We start from the raw sequence: 19,682 nt of genomic DNA on the forward strand, positions 1-19,682 counted from the left end.
TCAGCTCAAACACGCGCCGCTCGTCGCGCCTCATCCACGCATCGCGCAGACCGCGCGGGCATTGGGTTTTGATAGGATGACGGTGTCCGGCGCGGGCGACGAGCGCATAGTCCGCGCGCTCGTCGCCGCGGCCGCCGTGCCTTCCGTGCCCCCCGTCGTCCAACCGGTATCGACCAACCCGGCTCAATCACGCATGACTGAAACGAACGCCTCCACGAACGCTGCACCCCAGCCGTCCGCAACCGCCGCGTTGCCGCCGAATCAACCCTTCACGCCGTACGAAGCGCACAAGCGCCGCAGCATGAGCGGGCCGCTGCTGTGGTTTGTGGTCGTGATCCTGGCGTGCGCGGTCGGCGTGGGCGGCTTCGCGATGAACCGCAAGCTCGTGCGCACCGAGCAGGCGCTGGCGCAGCGTCAGCAGGCCAACGACACGCAGACCAACGAGCTGCGCATCAAGCTCGACCAGGCGCTCGCCAGCGTGCATCAGGCGGACTCGCAGGTCGCGCAGTTCGAGGGCAAGCTCGCCGATGCGCAGGCCGCGCAGCAGGCGCTGCAACAGCAATACGCCGATCTCGCGCGCAATCGCGACGACTGGACGCTCGCCGAAGTCGGGCAGATGCTGTCGGCGGCGAGCCAGCAGTTGCAGCTGACCGGCAACACGCAGCTCGCGCTGTTCGCGCTGCAAAGCGCCGACACGCGCCTCGCGGCGTCGGACAGCCCGCAGGCGGTGGCGGTGCGCAAGGCGATCGCGCAGGACATCGACAAGCTGAAGGCCGCGCCGTCGACCGATCTCACCGGTCTCGCGATCAAGCTCGACAACGCAATCGACCACGTCGCGAACCTGCCGCTCTCGGGCGAGGCGCCGATTCCGCATGCGACGCCGCACGCGGCCACGTGGGCCGACACCGCGAAGGTGGCCGCGGCCACCGGCAAGCCGCGCTGGGAAGTGTGGTTCGACGAGGTCACGCACGGCATCGGCGATCAACTGACGAGCCTCGTGCAGGTGCGCCGCATCGACCATGCCGACGCGATGCTCGTCTCGCCCGACCAGGGCTATTTCGTGCGCGAGAACCTGAAGCTGCGTTTGCTGTCGGCGCGTCTCGCGCTGCTCTCGCGCAACCAGACCACGCTGAAGTCCGATCTGCAGGCGGCGCAGACGGCGCTCACGCGCTACTTCGACGCTTCGTCGAAAGAGACGCAAACAGTGATCGATCTCGTCAGGCAGGTCGATACGGGCTCGGCCGCGGTCGAACTGCCGAACCTCGACACGAGCCTGCAGGCCGTCAATCAATACCGGAACCGGGGTTAATCATGGCGATCCGGGGACTTCTTTGGCTCGCGCTGCTGTTCGTGATCGCGGTGGTGCTCGCGGTGGTCGGTCGCTTCGACGCGGGGCAGATACTGCTGGTCTATCCGCCGTATCGCGTCGACATGTCGCTCAATCTGTTCATCGTCGCGATCGTCGTGCTGTTCATCGTGCTGTATGCGCTCCTGCGCATCATTCGCAATATCTGGCGCATGCCGCAGCGCGTCGCCGCGTACCGCGCGCGCTCGCGCGTCGCGAAAGCGCATGCGTCGTTGCGCGACGCGATCGGCAACCTCTACGCGGGGCGTTTCTCGCGTGCCGAGAAGGCCGCGAAAGACGCGCTCGCGAACGGCGACAACAAGGGCGCGGCCGGCCTGATCGCGGCCACGGCCGCGCATCGCATGCACGAATATGCGCGGCGCGACGAATGGCTCTCGCAGATCGACGAAGCCGACTGGCAGGACGCGCGCCTGATGGCGACCGCCGACATGCGCGCCGACGGCCGCGACGCGGACGGCGCGCTCACCGCGCTGACCGAAATGCAATCGCAGGGCGCGCGGCGCATTCATGCGCAACAGATCATGCTGCGCGCGCAGCAGCAACTGAAGAACTGGAGCGAAGTGCTGAAGCTCGTCAAGACGCTGGAGAAGCGCGAGGCGATCCATCCGGCCGTGGCAGTGCGGCTGCGTCAACTGGCGGCCGAGAATCTGCTGCGCGATCGTCGTCACAACGCCGATGCGCTGCTCGAACTGTGGAACTCGCTGTCGGCGGTCGAGCGTCATTCGCCGCGTCTCGCCGATACCGCCGCCGAACTGCTCGTCTCGCTGAATCGTCCGCAGGACGCGCGCAAGATCGTCGAGGAAGCGCTCGCGCAGAACTGGGACGCGCGCCTGCTGCGCCGCTATCCGGACACGGCCGGCGGCGATGCGCTGCCGCTGATCCAGAAGGCCGAAGCCTGGCAGAAGGATCGTCCCGAAGATGCGGATCTGATGTTCACGCTGGGCCGTCTGTGCCTGCATCAGCAGTTGTGGGGCAAGGCGCAATCGTTCCTCGAACGCGCGCTGAAGCTTGCCGATAACGAGACGCTGAAGATCCGCTCGCATCGCGCGCTTGCGCGTTTGCACGAGCAGCTTGGCGATACCGAGAAAGCGAGCCAGCATTATCGCGAGAGCGCGCTGGCGATGAATGTGACCTGATGAGGCTCGCATCATGGCGTAGCCGCTGAGCCGCACAAGCCTCTCGAACCGCTACCCGATGGCCGCAGCCGATGCTGCGGCCATTTCTTTTTGCACCGCGTGATAGACGCGGGTTTGTCGTTGCCAGTCTTCGCTTGGGCTCTGGTCACCCATGATGGCTGCACTGCCGCAAGCCATCCGGACCGCGAGCGGCGCGCGACGTAGGCCACGTTCGCTGCGAGGTCAGAGCGACGGGCGACTCTCGCCAAATATCTGCAGCGATACATCAGACGTGACCTATTATCAAAAGTCGTGAGTAGTACGACTGAGGTTGCGATGCTGTCCGGACAGGCTTCGCATTTCGGCGGCCCGGACGGCAATCCGCGAATCGTGCAACCGGTTGCAGGTGTCGTGGAGAAAGGGCAATGGTTCGCAAGGACATACTCGATGCGTTGCGGACGTACACCGAGCCGTTTCGCGTCACGAGCGGCAGCGATTTCTCGCTGAAGCATTTCGATCCCGGCGAGACGCTGGGACTCAAAATGGATAAGGCCGAGGCGCTGCAACTGCTCCAGCGCGGCTCGAAATGGCTTGCGATGGAGCAGGAGGTGCTCTACGCGCAGGATTCCTGGTCGGTGCTGCTGGTGTTCCAGGCCATGGACGCGGCGGGCAAGGACGGGACGATCAAGCACGTCATGTCGCGCGTCAATCCGCAGGGCTGCGATGTTTTCTCGTTCAAGCAGCCGTCGGCCGAAGAGCTCTCGCACGACTTTCTGTGGCGCTATGGCAGGAAAGTGCCCCAGCGTGGGCACATCGGCATTTTCAACCGTTCGTACTACGAGGAAGTGCTAGTGGTGCGCGTGCATCGGCATCTGCTCGATGCGCAGAAGATTCCGCCGGCACGGATCGGCGACAACATATGGGACGAGCGCCTCGCCGACATCGCGCGATTCGAGGACTATCTGACGCGCCAGGGCGTGGTCATTCTCAAGTTCTATTTGAACCTGTCGTATGCGGAGCAGAAGAAGCGCTTCATGGACCGTCTCGACAATCCCGACAAGCACTGGAAGTTTTCCGCCGCCGACATTCGCGAGCGCCGCTACTGGGACGACTATATGCACGCTTATGAAGAGGCCATTCGCGCGACGGCTTCGGAGGCGGCACCGTGGTTCGTCGTGCCCGCCGACAACAAACCTTTTACGCGGCTCGTCGTTGCGGCTGCGATCGTCGAGGCCGTCGAGAAGCTCGACCTCGCTTACCCGAAAGCCACGCAGGAGCAGATGAAGGACCTCGCCGCGGCGAGAGAGGAACTCGGCGCTGAAGCCGCGAATGCGACGGAACACACACAGGCAGGGGGCGATTCCGGGCATTGAAAGCTGCCCCTGACCAGACATCACCGGCATAACCGGAACCGGGAGAGAGGGAGAGACGAGGATGAGTTCAGTCGAGAATGCGGCGCCGTGGCATGCGCTACCGGCCGACGAAATCGAGCGGCAGTTCAACGTGGATTCCGCGCGCGGCCTCGATGCCGCAGAGTCAAGCGGGCGGCTCGCCACCTATGGCCCGAACCGTCTGCCGCAGGGCAAGAAGAAGGGGCCGGTCGCACGATTTCTCGCGCAGCTTCACAACATTCTGATCTACGTGCTGCTCGCGGCCGGCTTCGTCAAGTTCATGCTGGGCCTGTGGCTCGACGGCTCGGTCATTCTGGCCGTCGTGCTTCTCAATTCGCTGCTCGGCTTTCTGCAGGAAGGACGCGCCGAGAAAGCGCTCGACTCGATTCGCAACATGCTGTCCGCCGAGGCGCGCGTGCTGCGTGGCGCGGCGGTTCGCCTGATCCCCGCAGATGAACTCGTGCCGGGCGATATCGTGCTGCTGGAATCGGGAGATCGAATTCCAGCGGACATGCGTCTCGTCGACGCGAAGAACCTGCGCACGGAAGAAGCGGCGCTGACGGGCGAGTCCGTCCCGGCCGAGAAGAGCACCGCGCCGGTGCCCGCCAAAGCCACGGTCGGCGACCGCGGGAACATGGCGTTCTGCGGCACGATGGTCCTGTCGGGCCGGGCAACCGGCGTCGTCGTGGCGACGGGGAGCCAAACGGAACTCGGCCGCATCAACCAGATGCTCGCCGAGGTCAGCGTGCTGGAGACGCCGCTGCTGCGCCAGATCAAGAAGTTCGGCTACGTGATTACCGCCGTGATCGCCTGTGTCAGCGTGCTGCTGTTTTCCTGGGGGCACTGGCTCGGGCATATGACGTTCGTCGAGCTGTTTCAGGCCATCGTCGGGATTGCGGTGTCGGTCATTCCGGAAGGGCTGCCGGCGCTCATCACGATTACGCTCGCGATCGGCGTGCAGCGCATGGCGCAGCGCAACGCAATTATTCGCCGCCTGCCGGCGGTCGAGACGCTCGGCGCCGTCTCGCGCATCTGCTCGGACAAGACCGGCACGCTGACGCTGATGGAGATGATGGTCGCCTCTGTCGTGACGGCGGACGTCTCCTATACCGTGACCGGCGACGGCTACGCCAGCGAGGGCGAGGTCAGGGCCGACGGCGAGCCGCTCGGCACCGTGCCGGACGTGCTCGGGCTGATGGGCCGCGTATCGCTGCTGTGCAACGATGCCGAACTGTTCGAGGAAGACGGCAAATGGAAAGTGGAAGGCGACCCGACCGAGGGCGCGCTTTACCCGTTCGCCGTCAAGCTCGGCATGGACCGTGCAGCCGAGACCGCCGCCGCGCCGAGAATCGACGCGATTCCCTTCGAGTCCGAGCACAAGTTCATGGCGACGCTGAACCGTTCGGCAGACGGCGAGATGCTGCTGGTCAAGGGCGCCCCCGAAGTGATCCTCGAGCACTGCGATCGGCAGCAGAGCGCGCAAGGCGCGGCGCCGCTCGATCGCGAGCGTTTCGCCCGCGAGGGGGACCGGCTCGCCGCGCAAGGCGAGCGCGTGCTCGGGCTGGCGTGGCTGCCGGACCCGGGCCTGCGAACCGGGAGCCTGGGTCCGCGAGACCTGCCGCGCACGCTTGTCCTGCTCGGCCTCGTGGGCCTGATGGACCCGCCGCGCAAAGAGGCCATCGACGCCGTGCGCGAATGCCACGGCGGCGGCATCCGTGTCACGATGATTACGGGCGACCACAAGATCACGGCGGCGGCCATCGCGAGAATGCTCGGTATCGGCGACGGCAGGACGGCCGTCGCCGGCACCGAGATCGAGGCGATGAACGATGCGGCGCTGCAGGAGTGCGTGCGCGACGTCGACGTCTTCGCCCGCGCGAGCCCCGAGCACAAGCTGCGGCTCGTCAAGGCGATCCAGGCGAACCGGCAGATCGTCGCGATGACGGGCGACGGCGTCAACGACGCGCCCGCGCTCAAGAAGGCGGACATCGGTGTCGCGATGGGCATCAAAGGCACCGAGGTGACGAAGGAGGCGGCAGGGATGATCCTCGCCGACGACAATTTCGCGTCGATCTCCGCGGCGGTGAAGGAGGGGCGCACGGTCTACAACAACATCGAGAAGGCGATGCTGTTCATGCTGCCGACCAATGTCGCGCAGGGCGCGGTGATCGCGGTGGCGATCCTGTTCGCCTTCACGCTGCCGATCACGGCGCCGCAGATACTGTGGGTCAACATGATTACGTCGGTCGCGCTCGGCCTGACCATTTCGTTCGAGCCGCACGAGGCGGACGTGATGCGCCGCTCGCCGCGTGCGATCGACCGGCCGATCGTCACGCGCTTCGGCATCTGGCGCATCCTCTTCGTGGGCGCGGCGCTCGTGCTCTATACGCTGTCGACGTTCTTCTGGATGAAGGGGCAGGGGGCGTCGGACCAGATGGCGCGCACGGCGGCCGTCAACGCGATTACGTTGGGCCAGGTGTTTTATCTGCTCAACATCCGGCATCTGCTCGATGCGTCGCTGTCGGTGAGCGCGCATCGGGGCAATCGCTATCTCTGGTACGGGATTGCCGGTGTCGTGGTGTTGCAGCTTCTGTTCACATATACGCTGCCGTTTCAGGCGATCTTCCATACCGAAGGTTTGCCCTTGTCGGCCTGGATGTGGCTCGTTTGCGGCGGCGTGCTGTTTTTCCTCGTGGTGGAACTGGAGAAGTTCGTGATTCGGCTGATACCTGCATTGAGATCGTTGGCGACTTCGCAGCAGGAAGGGGCGGTGTTGCGGGATGATCCGGTGAAGTAGGGCGCGGGCTCGCGCGGCGATACGGTTGCGCGAGATGTCCTTCGCATCGCGCGCAATGCGCTGGAATCGTGCACGGCCGCGGCGGCCCGCTCGCGATCTTCAGCCGTCCGTCGAGACCGTCACGGCTTCCCATGCACGGATTTCATCCGCGAATGCGGACAGTTTGTCTCGCACGAGCCCGAGTGCATCGCTGCCGAGCAGAAGATGCGCGGGCGGATGATCTGCGGCAATCGCCGCGAGCATCGCACGGGCCGCGCGCCTCGGGTCGCCCAATTGCTTGCCGCTTTTTTCCTCGCGGGCTTTGCGGATGGGGTCGAAGACGGTGTCGTAATCCGCAATGGAGCGGGGCGTTCGCGTCATCGAGCGGCCTGCCCAGTCGGTGCGGAATGAACCCGGCGCCACGGCTGTCACGGCAATGCCGAAAGATTCGACCTCCTTGCCAAGGGCTTCGGAAATACCCTCCAGAGCAAATTTGCTGCCGCAATAGTAAGCGATGCCTGGCATCGTGATGTGGCCGCCCATCGACGTCATATTCAGAATGTGGCCGCGTCGCCGCTCACGCATGAAAGGCAGGACGGCCTTCATCATCGCGACGGCGCCGAACACATTCACGTCGAACTGCCGCCGCATCTCCGACAGCGGCGATTCTTCCATGACGCCCTCGTGGCCGTAACCGGCATTGTTGACGAGGACGTCAACGGGCCCCACGTTTGCCTCGATTTCCGCCACGACGCCATCGATGGCGTCGAAGTCGGTCACGTCGAGCACGCGGCCAAAAGCGGCGCTGGCGGACAGCGCTTCGAAATCATGCTTCGCCTGTGCGTTTCTCACGGTTCCGACCACCTTGTGACCTGCTGCCAGCGCTTCTTGTGCGAGTGCACGGCCAAAGCCGCTGCTGACGCCGGTGATGAGCAGGATTTTGCTGGATGCCATCGAAGCTTCTCCCAAATGTCGATTGAGCATGCATGGTAATCTGACGGGCGAGGCTGAATAAGCCGAATTTCACTGTTTTTCTTGCATAAAACTATGAGCGCGAAGCTCGCTTCTACTCGCCACACGGATCGACTCCCCCACAGCCAGAAACGCATGGTTGCGCTGCTGCGCGCGTTGGCTCCCGCAGAGGGCTACAACCTGACGGCACTGCCGAGCGTCCGTATTCTGCGTTCGAATCGTGCGTTGTCGCGCACGCCGGTTTTGTACGATCCCGGCATCGTGATCGTTTGCCAGGGCCGTAAGCGCGGTTATTTCGGAGACCGGCTCTATCTGTACGACGAGCATCACTACCTGGCGGTGTCCGCGCCGGTTCCGTTCAGCATGGAAACCGACGCAACGCAGGAGCGCCCGCTGCTCGCCCTGTATTTGCACCTCGATTTCGCCATGGCCGCCGAATTGGCGGCGCAAATCGACCGCGAAGGCGTAGCGGAGCCGGTGCAAACGCCTCAGAGCATGATGTCGACACCGATGGACGATGCGATGCGGGCGTCCGTATTGCGCTTTCTCGAGGCGATGCACCGGCCGCTCGAAGCCGCCGTGCTGGGGCCGCAACTGCTGCGCGAGCTGTATTTCCGTGTGCTCACCGGGCCTCAGGGGAGTTCGATGCGAGAGGCGCTGGCGATGCGGGGGCAGTTCGGCAGGATCGGCCGATCACTCCGCCTGATCCACGCCGAGTACGCGCAACCTCTCGACGTCTCGCAACTGGCCGGGGAAGCGGGTATGAGCGTCCCGAGCTTTCACAGCCACTTCAAGGCAATCACGCAGGTGTCGCCGATGCAGTACCTGAAGTCGACGCGTCTGCATCAGGCTCGCCTGCTGATGGTGCGCCAGGACCTGACGGCGGAGGCGGCGGGCCATGCCGTGGGTTATACGAGCCCATCGCAATTCAGCAGGGAGTTCAAGCGCCTGTTCGGCTTGACGCCGGCGGCGGAGGCGAAGCGTATGCTCGAAGGCTTCGCCATTCCGGCAGCTTTCGCGGATGCGACTTACGTTTCGTCCCACTGAGGTTGGGCGTGTTTCGCTTCGACTATGACCGCTCACTCGCGTATCGATCGGACCCGCGACTCGGTGCGCAGGGCCTCGCGATACTGCTGCGGCGACTGGCCCGTGTGTTGCCGAAAGCAGCGAGTGAAATGCGCCTGGTCGAAAAAGCCCAGACGTGCGCCTATTTGCACGAGCGGTGTTTCATGCTCCACTGCGAGGCATTGCAACGCGTCGTGAATTCTCGCGCGTTGAATGAGCCACTTTGGCGTTACGCCGAGGTAATTCGAAAAGACTCGCTGCATGGCGCGTTCGCTCAGGTTGAGGCGCTGCAGCAACGCGCGTGTCGTCGTGATGTCGCGGTCTTCCTGGATTGTGTGAACCGCCGTGTCGAGGCGCTCCACCCACGGGTCGAATGGTGGCCGTCGCTCGGACAATACCGCCTCGACCCGTGCGATCGCTTCGTCGTGATGGGCGGCATTCAGTACTTGCGCCTCGATTCGTGCGATGTCCGAACCGTGCGACATGCAATGTATTGCCGGTACGACGGTATCGCGCAGTGCGGACATCGGACACTCGATCCATGGACGTAATCCGCCGCATTTGAAGCGCAGGCCGTGCACTCTTCCACGGCCGCGCAATTCCCGCGTGAAGAGGCCGCGCGACGGTCCATGAATCGCGGTTTGCCCGGCCTCGAATGCCAGATTGGCGTTCGGATAGGGCAGGACCTGTTGAAGATGACAGTCGGCTTCAGGCAGGTCCCACTCTACGATCCAGTGGAATTCGGCCCATGGGGCCAGCGATTCGCCGACCGGATAACGGCTGAGCTGGAATGTCTGGCCGATATGTTGCGGCAGCAGCACGGCGCGCTGCGACAGGGCGGCTCCGAATCCGGATGTCGGGTTTGTACAAGACAGCGCGGGCGTTTGGGTCGATGATGAGGCCATGCGTGCATTCCTGATTCGCGACGTGAGCGCTGCCTCGGCTATTGCCGCAGATTCCTTGTGAGAGGTTCCATGAGCGTGACTCCATCAGACCAAGAACCGCTAGTCGCCACGGGCGCATTCGACGTGAAAATCGCCCCGCCCGATAGCGTTGCCGTTCCCGCCCATGCTGCGCCTATCGGACGCCACGTTATCGAAAAAGCGTACCACGGCGGGCTGAAGGGCCAGGCGCTCGGGGAAATGCTAACCGCCGGCAAGCCGCGCGAGGGCGAAGCGACGTACGTCGCGCTTGAATCATTCGAAGGCTCGTTGGACGGCCGATGTGGTGGCTTCGCGCTGGCCCACTTCGGCGAAATGGACGCCGGGCGCGAGGCGTTGCGTATCGACATCGTGCCCGGTTCCGGAACCGGCGAGTTATCGGGAATCAGAGGCCAATTGCTGATACGGCGAGAGAGCAGCAAACACTACTACACGCTGACCTATTGGATCGCTTAGGGAGTTTCGGTTTGCGGCCGGTTATTGGCGTTTGGGGCTTTGTAATGTTCGCGGCGATGTACCCGGGTATGACCGTGCCGTCACTCACGACCTCTTGATGTCCCAAGCTTACCTTGGGCACGATTGCGGCAGCGCGTTGTCATGCATTTGGCATAGCCCTGTTCGTTTGCACAATCGCGGAAACTCGATCGGAAGCCGTGCGCCGTTGCCACACGTCCGGCGCATTACTCTTTGCTTTGACCCGACGTAACGGCACGGTCAAGGTCGAATTCACTTCACGCCGCACCGCGTATTTCGCCGCTGTCGGAATCGGGAAAACATGTTCTACCCGGCGGTACTCGTATCCGTCAGGTACTTGCGAAAAAACGTCAGCACGTCAGCGTTAAATTCTTTGTGGAAAGAGATACGGTCGAAGCCCAGTCCGTCGACGCAGATTTCTCGTGCCGCCTGCATGAATTCAGCCGAACAGGGTGCCATGAAGGAAAAATGCTGGGCGTGGGGAACGAGATGAACGTCCGGTTTCGTCGGTATTTCGCCTACGACGTTCGCGACGCTTTCTGGCGTCACTCCGCCGCCACCCAATTCGGATCTCCAAAGTTGCACGGGTATCTTCACATTGGAAAAGCTGTCTTTCGTGAAGAAGACGCTGACTGGATCGGCAATCACTGCCGCCTTGATACGCGGATCATGGACGAGTTCAGGGAGTTCTCCTTGATGTACCTGATTGCAGAGCGGCGTATTCACCCCGTCGCATAGACGCAGGTTCTTCCCAAAGCGAGGGTTGGCACCCACGGCGACGAGCCCGGTATATCCACCGCGCGAAAAACCGAAGATGCCGATGTCGTTTGCGTCGATCCTGGCTGCGGCGGTCCATGAGCCAAGCATGAAGTCGACCAGACGCTTGATATCCGCCGGCCGCTCGACGAATACCGGGAAATCGTTGATGCGGGTCTTGTCCATCGCATTGTCACCAGGATGGTTTATCGCCGCGACCACAAAGCCTGCATCTGCCAGTGCTGCGGCCGTGTCGCTATGGTCAAGGAAAGTACCGCCCCTGCCATGCGATATAACGATAAGTGGCAGCTTCTCGCCGGCGACCGGACAATCCCTGGTAACAGACAGCACGAACGGGCCCAATTTCTCGTTGCGAGGCGGTTGACTACACGGATACCAGACGGCTCCTTTGAGAGGCTGAAGCGATCCGTTGCCCGGAATCTCGATGAATTGAAAACCGGCCGCGTGCGCCAGCGAGGTCACAAGACATAAGGTGGCGAAGAGAAGGTTGGCACGGATCATTTTTCTTCCCGGTTTAACAATGCTAAACGCCTGGATTGTCGTGTCGATGTTACACGAGTGAGCGCGGACGCAAACTTGCCCTTTCGGAACCGGGCATGCGAGTTGGGGGGAGGTTATTGCCGTTTCCGGTCGTGAGACGTGGTGCGACCATCAGTGGTCAATCGACAGTCTGGGCTAGATCGCAGACAATCGTCAGCGTGTCAGTTGAACTTGGGCTGACGGCATCGACAGACGAAACCATACAAAAAGATCGCGACGATGAAAATACTGGGGATTTTCTTGTACTTGTACGGGTTATTGGGAGGGGTGGCCGCACTTTCGCTCACGATCGGTTTATGGTACGAAAAACCGGTTGGCCTGCCATGCGATGTGGTGAGCTGGGATGGGACGCTGTATGTCCGTGAGGGATTCGGAGGTGTGAGAGCGCTCCTTGTCAATGAAGGCGGTTCGTTTCTGTTGGCGGCGCAAGGCGTGCATACTCACGCTCCATTCCCAGTGGAGATGCTGCAAGGTCTGACATCCGGCTCCGCTTTGCATATGGAGTTTTGTGACTCTCACCCTGTCCGTTTAACTGCGAATGGCGACAAAGTCTACAAACTGACACAGGAACGCGCGGAAGAGAACATTGCACGCGGGTTGAGATCGACGACGGTACGCTTCACTGCGTTTTGTTTCGTGGCAGCGATATTGGGTTTTTTGATGGGACGATGGGCATCGATGTACCGTAGTGGATAGGAATGCAAAAAAATGAATTCATGTAGTTCCCGGAAGTCCGGACCTACTACCCATTCGACAACAGCGAACTCACCACCGCCAGATGCAACCAGAACCGTCACGACAGAACGTCACCGCGGAGCGCGTACTGGCCGGATACCTCGCAAGCGTAACCATAGGAACGCTCGTATTCGTGCTGCTAGCCATGCTGAGCAGAGTAGCCAGTTTCGAAAGCGCAACAAATAACTCGCTCGCAACGAAAGCGATTCATTTTGTCGTGATGCTAGTGCTGATGTTTGCCGTATCGTGGATGTTCGCTATCGGGATCACCGCACTTCCCTGTGCCGCGCTCTCCTTGCTGGCGCGGGCGTTCAGGATTCGCAACTGGATCTTTTATCTGCTCGCGGGAATTGCCCTTGGAATGCTGGCCGTTCGAGCTCACATTGAATTCTTCAATTCGGTTCACTGGTACACCGATCCACCAGACGAGAAGGATGTGACCTGGCTCCAGGGTTTATTCAGCGTGGGGCGATTCCTCGTTCCCTCCGGTGCGGTTGGCGGCATGCTGTTTTGGTGGATCGCGGGCAAACACTATCGGTCGACTGATGCGAAGTCCCGCTAGCCATCCGTCCCGGGTACAGGCCCAAAGCACTACCTGTTAACCAGCCTGGCCGGCACACTCACCGCGAGCAATCCACCCAGCACCATAAAAGCCGCCAGCATATACATCCCCGAATCGTTAGCCGCGGTCGCCTGCTTCAACCACCCGACCGCATAGGGACTCAGAAAGCCCGCCAGGTTCCCGATCGAATTGATCAACGCAATCCCCGCAGCCGCTCCCGTCCCTGCCAGAATCGCAGTCGGCAAACTCCAGAATAGTGGCAGCGTGGTCAGAATTCCCATGGTGGCCAGTGTCAACCCGGCCATCGCAAGCACGGTGTTATGCGCCCAGACAACCGACAACACCAGCCCCACGGCACCTGCGAACGCCGGCAACGCAATATGCCAGCGCCGCTCGCGCGACCGATCCGCGCTGCGCGCCACCAGCACCATCGCAATGACCGCCGCCGCAAACGGAATCGCCGAGAGCAGGCCGATCATGAAAGCATCGGTCACGCCGGTCGCCTTGATGATCGTCGGCAACCAGAAGCTCACGCCATACAGTCCCATCACGAACGAAAAGTAGGTGAGGCTCAACATCAGCACACGCCCGCTCGTGAGCACCTGGCGGATCGGCATGTCATGCTTGGCCGCTTCTTCGGCGGATACCTGGCTTTCGAGCAATTGCTGTTCTTCGCGCGTCAGCCACTTCGCCTTCGCGATCCGGTCATCGAGCATGACGAACACGAGCACGCCGACGATGACCGACGGCAGCCCTTCGAGCAAAAACAGCCACTGCCATCCGTGCCAGCCGTTCACGCCGCTGAAGTTCTTGAGGATATAGCCCGACACCGGTCCGCCGATTACGCCGGATAACGCAATGGCCGTCATGAACCACGTCGTGATCCGTCCGCGCCGATGCGCCGGATACCAGTAGGTGAGGTACAGAATAATGCCGGGAAAGAACCCCGCTTCGGCGAGGCCGAGCAGGAAGCGCATGACGTAGAACATCGTCGGCGTGGTGACGAACATCGTCAGCATCGAGATGATGCCCCACGAGATCATGATCCGCGCGATCCACACGCGCGCGCCGACCTTGTGCAGGATCACGTTGCTCGGCACTTCGAAGATGAAATAGCCGATGAAGAAAATTCCCGCGCCGAAGCCGTACACGGCGTCGCTCAGGCCGAGGTCGGTGCTCATCTGCAACTTCGCGAAGCCGACGTTCACGCGGTCCAGATACGCGACGATATAGCAGAGCATCAGCAGCGGCGCGAGCCGCCATGTGACCTTGCGGTAGGTCGCTTCTTCGAACGCGGAAGGCGGCACGCCGGCGCCGGGTTGGCGGAGCGGTTCTGCGGGACTCGCCATGGTATCTCCTCTTTTCTTGTGGAATGGAAGTACGGCTGTCGATCGATTCTAGTCGCGCACGGCGATTTGCATGACGAATCGATATGAGGGAAAACACTGACTGCGCGCAGAATCTGATGAGGGCGGCGCAAATTTTCGGGCGCCCGCCGCACCATGCCTGTGAGGCCGCCGGCTTCGAGCAGGCGGCAATCCGGCTCGCTTGCCGAGGGCATGGCATGGTTGAGCGGCTAGTACCGCTTGTCCGATTCCCCTATGGACAGCGAAGATTGTCGGGTGCTCGGAATGCTAAGACTGCCCCTCGGAGTCCAGGTCTGCTTGAGGTTGACGCCGTTCTTTTTATATTCGTTCGCGAGTTCGGTGTGATCCCTGACGATCTTCCACCCTGTGTTTGCAACATACATGGCTACCGGAAAGCTCGGGGCGGCAACATGCTGATTCAGGACACTCGTCGGTTCCTCGTTCAGCATGAAAGCGACATAGTTGACCTGAGGGCCGTGCTGCACGAGTCTCCTGTTCCTGTCGCCGGCAGGACGCCGATCCGGGTCGACCGTGCTGATCGCGGCGTTTATCGCGTCAATTATTGCGGTCTCCTCCGTGCTGCCCGAAGGAACCGTGCTGCGTCTCCCCGTCAGTGAAAACATATCGTGGAGATCGTAGTCTCCAGTCAGCGGCAGCGTCTTCCAGTCTCTCACATCCTTGAGCGGCTGAAGGGACGCTTTCAACGATTCCAGATCTTTCAGGTCAATGGGAAGGGCCCGATTGGTGCCCGCGTAACCGAGTCTATCGATAAGTTCTTCCTCTGCCGGAACGTCCGACACATCCAGTCGTGCCACGCCCTGTCCCATATGCAACATGCCGGACCTGTCCGGGTACAGGGTAGTCACGTAACCGGTAATGTCGGCCGCTTCGGCAGTTTTCCAAACGCTTTTGGCCGTTGTCGGCGAATAGAGCGCGTCTACCGTAGCTGGCTTGAGCGTCTTCTCCAGCGTATCGTGTCCTTTTGCTTCGGCACCTTCGCCGATTCGTTTAAGCGTGTGTTCTCCGGCAACACGGAAACTACATCCCGCATTCATCGTCTCCAGCGCTATTGAGATGGCGCGCACATGTTTTGCCGCGAGGAATCCTTCTCTGACGACCGCCTGTTCGGTACTCTCCAGGTCCTTGAAGGTTAACCCGACAGCCTCGTTTTTAATTCGCTGCACCAGGGCTCTTATCCGGTTTCTATTGGCCGGAGCCACGGGTCCGCTCAAGGACGATCGACGCGAATCGGTACTGTTCGTGGTGACGGAAAGCGACGGGCGTGGCTTGAGAGCCGAACGTAGCGGGTGCTGCTCCGGGGCGGGCGGAGCAGGCTCAGGCGCCTCCTTCGTGGCCGCCCCGAACGTGTACGATTTCAGTTGTGCGTAGAGGTTGTCAGTCGACGAAACTCTTGACGATGACATATCGGGTGTCCTTTCGAATGGAACATGTCAGCAATCTGTTTTGATGACATCTTCAGTGTTGTCCCGAATCGTGTTTGCCTTCGGCCTTCAGTCGGCTGTGCTGGAAACATGGACTCGGCTCGCATAGGTCTCGTCTTCGAGTTACACACAACTCGTGTCGCCACCGATGATCCACATTCCCAGCCAGCACAACCGTGCATTGCCGTGTCGCTTCGATTGTGGTTCTTTTCACGCAAGTGGATCGATGCATAGCGCAACTTATGCTCAGTTAACGAAGGTGTCCCGGAAATGGCGCGACGGAGTGGCTTTGCAGCGGACATGATCGAATTCGGGCCGCATCCCGTTCATAAGCACACCGCGCGCAATGATGTTCAGGCCTTCGAGCGCCGCCGCTTCACTTTTCTAAACGCACCTTCCACCATCCACTTCGAGACACACGCCGGTGACGAACTCCGCGTCATCCGAAGCGAGATAGAGCGCCGCATTGGCGATGTCCTGCGGTGTCGAGAAGCGTCCGAGCGGAATGCCGGCGAGAAAGCGCTGGCGATTCTGCGGCGTATCTTCGACACCCATGAATTCGGAGAGCAGTGCCGTTTCGCCGATCACCGGATTCACGCAGTTCACGCGAATGCGCTCGGGTCCGAGTTCGACCGCGAGCGACTTGCTTGCGATAATCACCGCGCCCTTGCTGCCGTTGTACCAGACGAGCCCCGGGCGCGGCCGCACGCCCGCCGTCGATGCGATATTGACGAAGCTGCCGTCGCCTTGCTCGCGGAAATACGGCACGAACTCCTGCACGCTCCAGTAGATGCTCTTCACGTTCACCGCGTAGACGCGGTCGAATTCGGCCTCGGTTACTTCGAGCACCGGCTTGTTGCGATGCGTGGTGCCCGCGTTGTTGACGACGATCTGCACGCTGCCGAAGTCTTCGATTGCCGCCTCGCGCAGCGTGCGCCAGTCGTCGCGCAGCGCGACGTTGCCGGGCACCGCGATCGCCTTGCCGCCCGCAAGCGCGATCTCGCTCGCGACGCGCTCCGCGGCCGGCCCGTTCAGATCGTTGACCACGACGTTCGCGCCTTCGCGCGCGAAGGTCTTCGCGATGCCTTCGCCGAAACCCGAACCGCCGCCCGTGACGATGGCCGTTTTACCTGTCAAACGCATGATGTCTCCGTTGCTGGTTGTGAGGGATAGCAATGCGTCGTTGCGCCGAAGCCGCCGGCCGCGTCAATCACGAGCCGCCAGGCGCGAACCACGAGCGATGAGCCGCGGCCTAACCATGCCGGATCGCAATCGTCTTCAACACCGTGAACCCATACAGCGCCTCGAAGCCTTTCTCGCGGCCGTGCCCCGAATGCTTGACGCCGCCGAACGGCAATTCGACGCCGCCGCCCGCGCCATAGTTGTTGATGAACACCTGCCCCGAGCGCACGCGTCGCGCGAGCCGCATCTGGCGCGCGCCGTCGCGTGTCCAGATACCGGCGACGAGCCCGTATTGCGTGCCGTTCGCGAGCGCGAGCGCTTCGTCTTCGTCGCGGAACGACATGGCGGCGAGCACCGGGCCGAACACTTCGTCGCGTGCGAGGCGGTGGCTCGCGGGCACGTCGCGCAGCAAGGTTGGCGCCTGGTAGAAGCCGCTCTCGGGCGCTTCGGGAATCACTTCGCCGTGCGCGGCCATCGCAATGCCGTCGTGCTGCGCATCGGAGAGAAAGTCCCACACGCGCTGCTGCTGTTTCGCGCTGATGAGCGGCCCGCAGTCGAGGTCCGCTTGCGAAGGGCCGACGCGCAGCGCCTGGAATGCGCTGCCGAGCCGTTCGAGCAAGGGCTCGTAAATGGCCTCGTCGATCAGCACGCGGCTGCCCGCCGAGCAGGTTTGCCCGGCGTTCTGCACGATCGCCGAGACGAGCACGGGCAGCGCGGCATCGAGATCGGCGTCGGCTAAGACGATTTGCGGCGACTTGCCGCCGAGTTCGAGCGTGACGGGCACGTGGTTTTCGGCGGCCATCTGCGTGACGAGCTTGCCGGTTTCGGGCGAGCCCGTGAACGACACGTGATCGATGCCCGGATGGCGCGCGAGCGCGGCGCCGGCCTCGTGCCCGTAGCCGGTCACGATATTGAGCGCGCCTGACGGCAGGCCGGCTTCGGCGGCCAGTTCGGCGACGCGGAGCACGGAAAGGCACGCGTCCTCGGCCGGCTTGACGACGCAGGCGTTGCCGGTCGCAAGCGCCGCGCCGACGCTGCGCCCGAAAATCTGCATTGGATAATTCCACGGCACGATATGGCCCGTCACGCCGTGCGGCTCGCGGATCGTCAGCACCGTGTAGCCGGCCTGGTAGGGCAGCGTTTCGCCGTGCAGCTTGTCGGCGGCGCCGGCGTAGAACTCGAAATAGCGCACGAGCGCGGCGGCATCGGCGCGCGCCTGCCTGAGCGGCTTGCCGGTGTCGCGCGCTTCGAGCCGCGCGAGCTCTTCCTGGCGCGCGGCCGTGAGCAGCGACAGCCGGTACAGCACGCGGCCGCGCTCGGCGGCGCTTGCGGCGCCCCATGCGCCCTCGAAGGCGCGCCGTGCCGCGTGCACGGCGCTGTCGATGTCGGCCGCGGTGCCGCGCGCGAGGCGCGTAAACGGCTGACCGTCCGAGGGATCGAGCACGGCGATCGTGTCGCCGCCGGACGCGGCGCACCACTCGCCGCCGATGAAATGCCGGGCTTCTTCCATGCAGGCTCCTTGACGGTGACGCGCAGCCGTCGTGCGGCGGCGCGAGGTTCGAAGGGGAGACACCAAACCGGAAACACGAGCGAGAGTCGCGAGACGATTATCGCGCCGATCGAACGGGAGAGGCCATTGGCCGATTGGCTATAATGGCGCATTCCGCATTGTCCGGTGCACGGTGCCGCTATCGGGGCGAGAGGGCGGGCAATCCGCACGCCTACCCTCGATCCCGGGCACACCGTACGCCGCATTCCGACTTCCATCCCCTTCAGAGAGCGCTCATGAGCTTCAATCACGTTCCCGCAGGCAAAGACCTTCCGCACGATTTCAACGTCATCATCGAAATCCCGGCGCAAAGCGACCCGGTGAAGTACGAAGCCGACAAGGATCTGGGCCTGCTCGTCGTCGACCGTTTCATCGGCACCGGCATGCGCTATCCGGCCAACTACGGCTTCATTCCGCAAACGCTGTCGGGCGACGGCGACCCGGTCGACGTGCTGGTCATCACGCCGTTCCCGCTGCTGGCCGGTTCCGTCGTGCGCGCCCGCGCGCTCGGCATGCTGCAGATGACTGACGAATCGGGCGTGGACGCGAAGCTGATCGCCGTGCCGCACGACAAGATCTGCCCGATGACGGCGAGCCTCAAGACCGTCGACGACGTGCCGGCTTACCTGAAAGACCAGATCAAGCACTTCTTCGAACAGTACAAGGCGCTCGAAAAGGGCAAGTGGGTCAAGGTCGAAGGCTGGGCGGGCGTCGACGCCGCGCACAAGGAAATCAGCGAAGGCATCGCGAACTACACGAAGTAAGCGCGCGGCGGGGCATCCCGCTCGCCGCAGGCAGGACGCAAACCGCGCGAGTCCGTGAGGGCCGCGCGGTTTTTTCATGGCGTTTGCGCCACGTTCGGCTACCGTGCAAATACGACGGTGCTCGATACGCATAACCTCGATGCATCGCCGGAATGAAGCAAACGCATTGTTATAGTTAGGTGTAAACCCTTATCATTCGACACACCTTTCATGCGCGCGCCGCCTCGTATCGCGCACCTTCTCGGGAACCGCCATCCGGATGACGAACCGCAGCAAATCCCACTCGAACTCGCCGCGCTGGTCGACCCGGCTGCACGCGGTCGTCACCGCGATCTACCGCAAGCGGCCGGTCTGGATGGTGTCGTTCGCGGCGAGCGAGGCGAGTCTGTCCGAGGGTTTGCGGGCCGCGTGCGCTTCGACGGCGATGCTCGCGCTCGGCAACGTGCTGCACGATCCGATCTTCGCGTGGGCCGCGATCGGCGCCTTCTGGACCTGCCTCGCCGATGCGGGCGGCTCGAACCGCGCGCCGCTGCTCGGCCCGGCTGCACGCGGTCGTCACCGCGATCTACCGCAAGCGGCCGGTCTGGATGGTGTCGTTCGCGGCGAGCGAGGCGAGTCTGTCCGAGGGTTTGCGGGCCGCGTGCGCTTCGACGGCGATGCTCGC

The 19,682-nt window shown here is 62.6% G+C and carries 16 protein-coding genes and 1 pseudogene; 10 read left to right on the forward strand and 7 right to left on the reverse strand.

The window, feature by feature from the left end:
• From hemDX to GXB81_RS26085, 4 genes are all read left to right on the forward strand, one after another.
• On the forward strand, window positions 1-1,309 hold a 1,309-nt coding region (gene hemDX, locus GXB81_RS26070; protein ID WP_205990711.1), incomplete at its 5' end, for a fused uroporphyrinogen-III synthase HemD/membrane protein HemX.
• A gap of 2 nt (window positions 1,310-1,311) precedes the next feature.
• Window positions 1,312-2,502 (forward strand): heme biosynthesis protein HemY, encoded by a 1,191-nt coding sequence (locus tag GXB81_RS26075; RefSeq protein ID WP_167285719.1) that lies wholly within the window; start codon window positions 1,312-1,314, stop codon window positions 2,500-2,502.
• Window positions 2,503-2,906: 404 nt separating this feature from the next.
• Entirely contained in the window at window positions 2,907-3,854 is a 948-nt protein-coding gene (locus GXB81_RS26080) for a polyphosphate kinase 2 family protein (protein WP_205990712.1), read from the forward strand.
• A gap of 61 nt (window positions 3,855-3,915) precedes the next feature.
• Window positions 3,916-6,669, forward strand: a complete 2,754-nt coding sequence (locus GXB81_RS26085; protein ID WP_205990713.1) for an HAD-IC family P-type ATPase — start codon at window positions 3,916-3,918, stop codon at window positions 6,667-6,669.
• A gap of 99 nt (window positions 6,670-6,768) precedes the next feature.
• Here GXB81_RS26085 and GXB81_RS26090 read toward each other — a convergent pair whose 3' ends face one another.
• Window positions 6,769-7,602, reverse strand: a complete 834-nt coding sequence (locus GXB81_RS26090) for an oxidoreductase (protein ID WP_167036770.1) — start codon at window positions 7,600-7,602, stop codon at window positions 6,769-6,771.
• A 93-nt stretch (window positions 7,603-7,695) separates the two neighbouring features.
• Here GXB81_RS26090 and GXB81_RS26095 point away from each other — a divergent pair, with 93 nt between their 5' ends.
• On the forward strand, window positions 7,696-8,667 hold the full coding sequence (locus tag GXB81_RS26095) for an AraC family transcriptional regulator (RefSeq protein ID WP_167036773.1): 972 nt from the start codon (window positions 7,696-7,698) through the stop codon (window positions 8,665-8,667).
• Window positions 8,668-8,699: 32 nt separating this feature from the next.
• Here the strand turns inward: GXB81_RS26095 and GXB81_RS26100 are convergent, their stop codons facing one another.
• On the reverse strand, window positions 8,700-9,590 hold the full coding sequence (locus tag GXB81_RS26100; protein WP_205990714.1) for a helix-turn-helix domain-containing protein: 891 nt from the start codon (window positions 9,588-9,590) through the stop codon (window positions 8,700-8,702).
• A 69-nt stretch (window positions 9,591-9,659) separates the two neighbouring features.
• On the opposite strand from GXB81_RS26100, the gene GXB81_RS26105 reads away from it, so the two are divergent.
• On the forward strand, window positions 9,660-10,082 hold the full coding sequence (locus GXB81_RS26105; protein WP_205990715.1) for a DUF3224 domain-containing protein: 423 nt from the start codon (window positions 9,660-9,662) through the stop codon (window positions 10,080-10,082).
• Window positions 10,083-10,406: 324 nt separating this feature from the next.
• Here GXB81_RS26105 and GXB81_RS26110 read toward each other — a convergent pair whose 3' ends face one another.
• Complete coding sequence (locus GXB81_RS26110) at window positions 10,407-11,378, reverse strand: dienelactone hydrolase (RefSeq protein WP_205990716.1); 972 nt, start codon at window positions 11,376-11,378, stop codon at window positions 10,407-10,409.
• A 258-nt stretch (window positions 11,379-11,636) separates the two neighbouring features.
• On the opposite strand from GXB81_RS26110, the gene GXB81_RS26115 reads away from it, so the two are divergent.
• Both GXB81_RS26115 and GXB81_RS26120 read left to right on the forward strand, forming a co-directional pair.
• Window positions 11,637-12,113, forward strand: a complete 477-nt coding sequence (locus tag GXB81_RS26115; RefSeq protein WP_205990717.1) for a hypothetical protein — start codon at window positions 11,637-11,639, stop codon at window positions 12,111-12,113.
• A gap of 82 nt (window positions 12,114-12,195) precedes the next feature.
• A complete protein-coding gene (locus tag GXB81_RS26120; protein ID WP_167036785.1) occupies window positions 12,196-12,714 on the forward strand; it encodes a hypothetical protein in 519 nt (172 codons plus the stop codon).
• Window positions 12,715-12,743: 29 nt separating this feature from the next.
• On the opposite strand, the gene GXB81_RS26125 is transcribed toward GXB81_RS26120, so the two are convergent.
• From GXB81_RS26125 to GXB81_RS26140, 4 genes are all read right to left on the reverse strand, one after another.
• A complete protein-coding gene (locus GXB81_RS26125) occupies window positions 12,744-14,063 on the reverse strand; it encodes an MFS transporter (protein ID WP_167036788.1) in 1,320 nt (439 codons plus the stop codon).
• Window positions 14,064-14,290: 227 nt separating this feature from the next.
• Window positions 14,291-15,301 carry a hypothetical protein gene (locus GXB81_RS26130; protein ID WP_205990718.1) on the reverse strand — a complete coding sequence of 337 codons (1,011 nt, stop codon included), beginning with the start codon at window positions 15,299-15,301 and terminating at the stop codon, window positions 14,291-14,293.
• Window positions 15,302-15,907: 606 nt separating this feature from the next.
• The gene (locus GXB81_RS26135; protein ID WP_205990719.1) at window positions 15,908-16,666 is read right to left on the reverse strand and encodes an SDR family oxidoreductase; all 759 of its coding nucleotides are present in this window, start codon (window positions 16,664-16,666) and stop codon (window positions 15,908-15,910) included.
• A 109-nt stretch (window positions 16,667-16,775) separates the two neighbouring features.
• Window positions 16,776-18,215, reverse strand: coding sequence for an aldehyde dehydrogenase family protein (locus GXB81_RS26140; RefSeq protein WP_205990720.1), 1,440 nt, complete (start codon window positions 18,213-18,215; stop codon window positions 16,776-16,778).
• A 275-nt stretch (window positions 18,216-18,490) separates the two neighbouring features.
• On the opposite strand from GXB81_RS26140, the gene ppa reads away from it, so the two are divergent.
• Window positions 18,491-19,018 (forward strand): inorganic diphosphatase, encoded by a 528-nt coding sequence (gene ppa, locus GXB81_RS26145; protein WP_167036799.1) that lies wholly within the window; start codon window positions 18,491-18,493, stop codon window positions 19,016-19,018.
• Between the two features lie 259 nt (window positions 19,019-19,277).
• Window positions 19,278-19,682: pseudogene (locus GXB81_RS26150) on the forward strand (hypothetical protein); the annotation flags it as partial.

Origin of the sequence: Paraburkholderia sp. Ac-20336 (assembly GCF_017105025.1) — a bacterium.
In the GTDB taxonomy this organism is placed as follows: domain Bacteria; phylum Pseudomonadota; class Gammaproteobacteria; order Burkholderiales; family Burkholderiaceae; genus Paraburkholderia.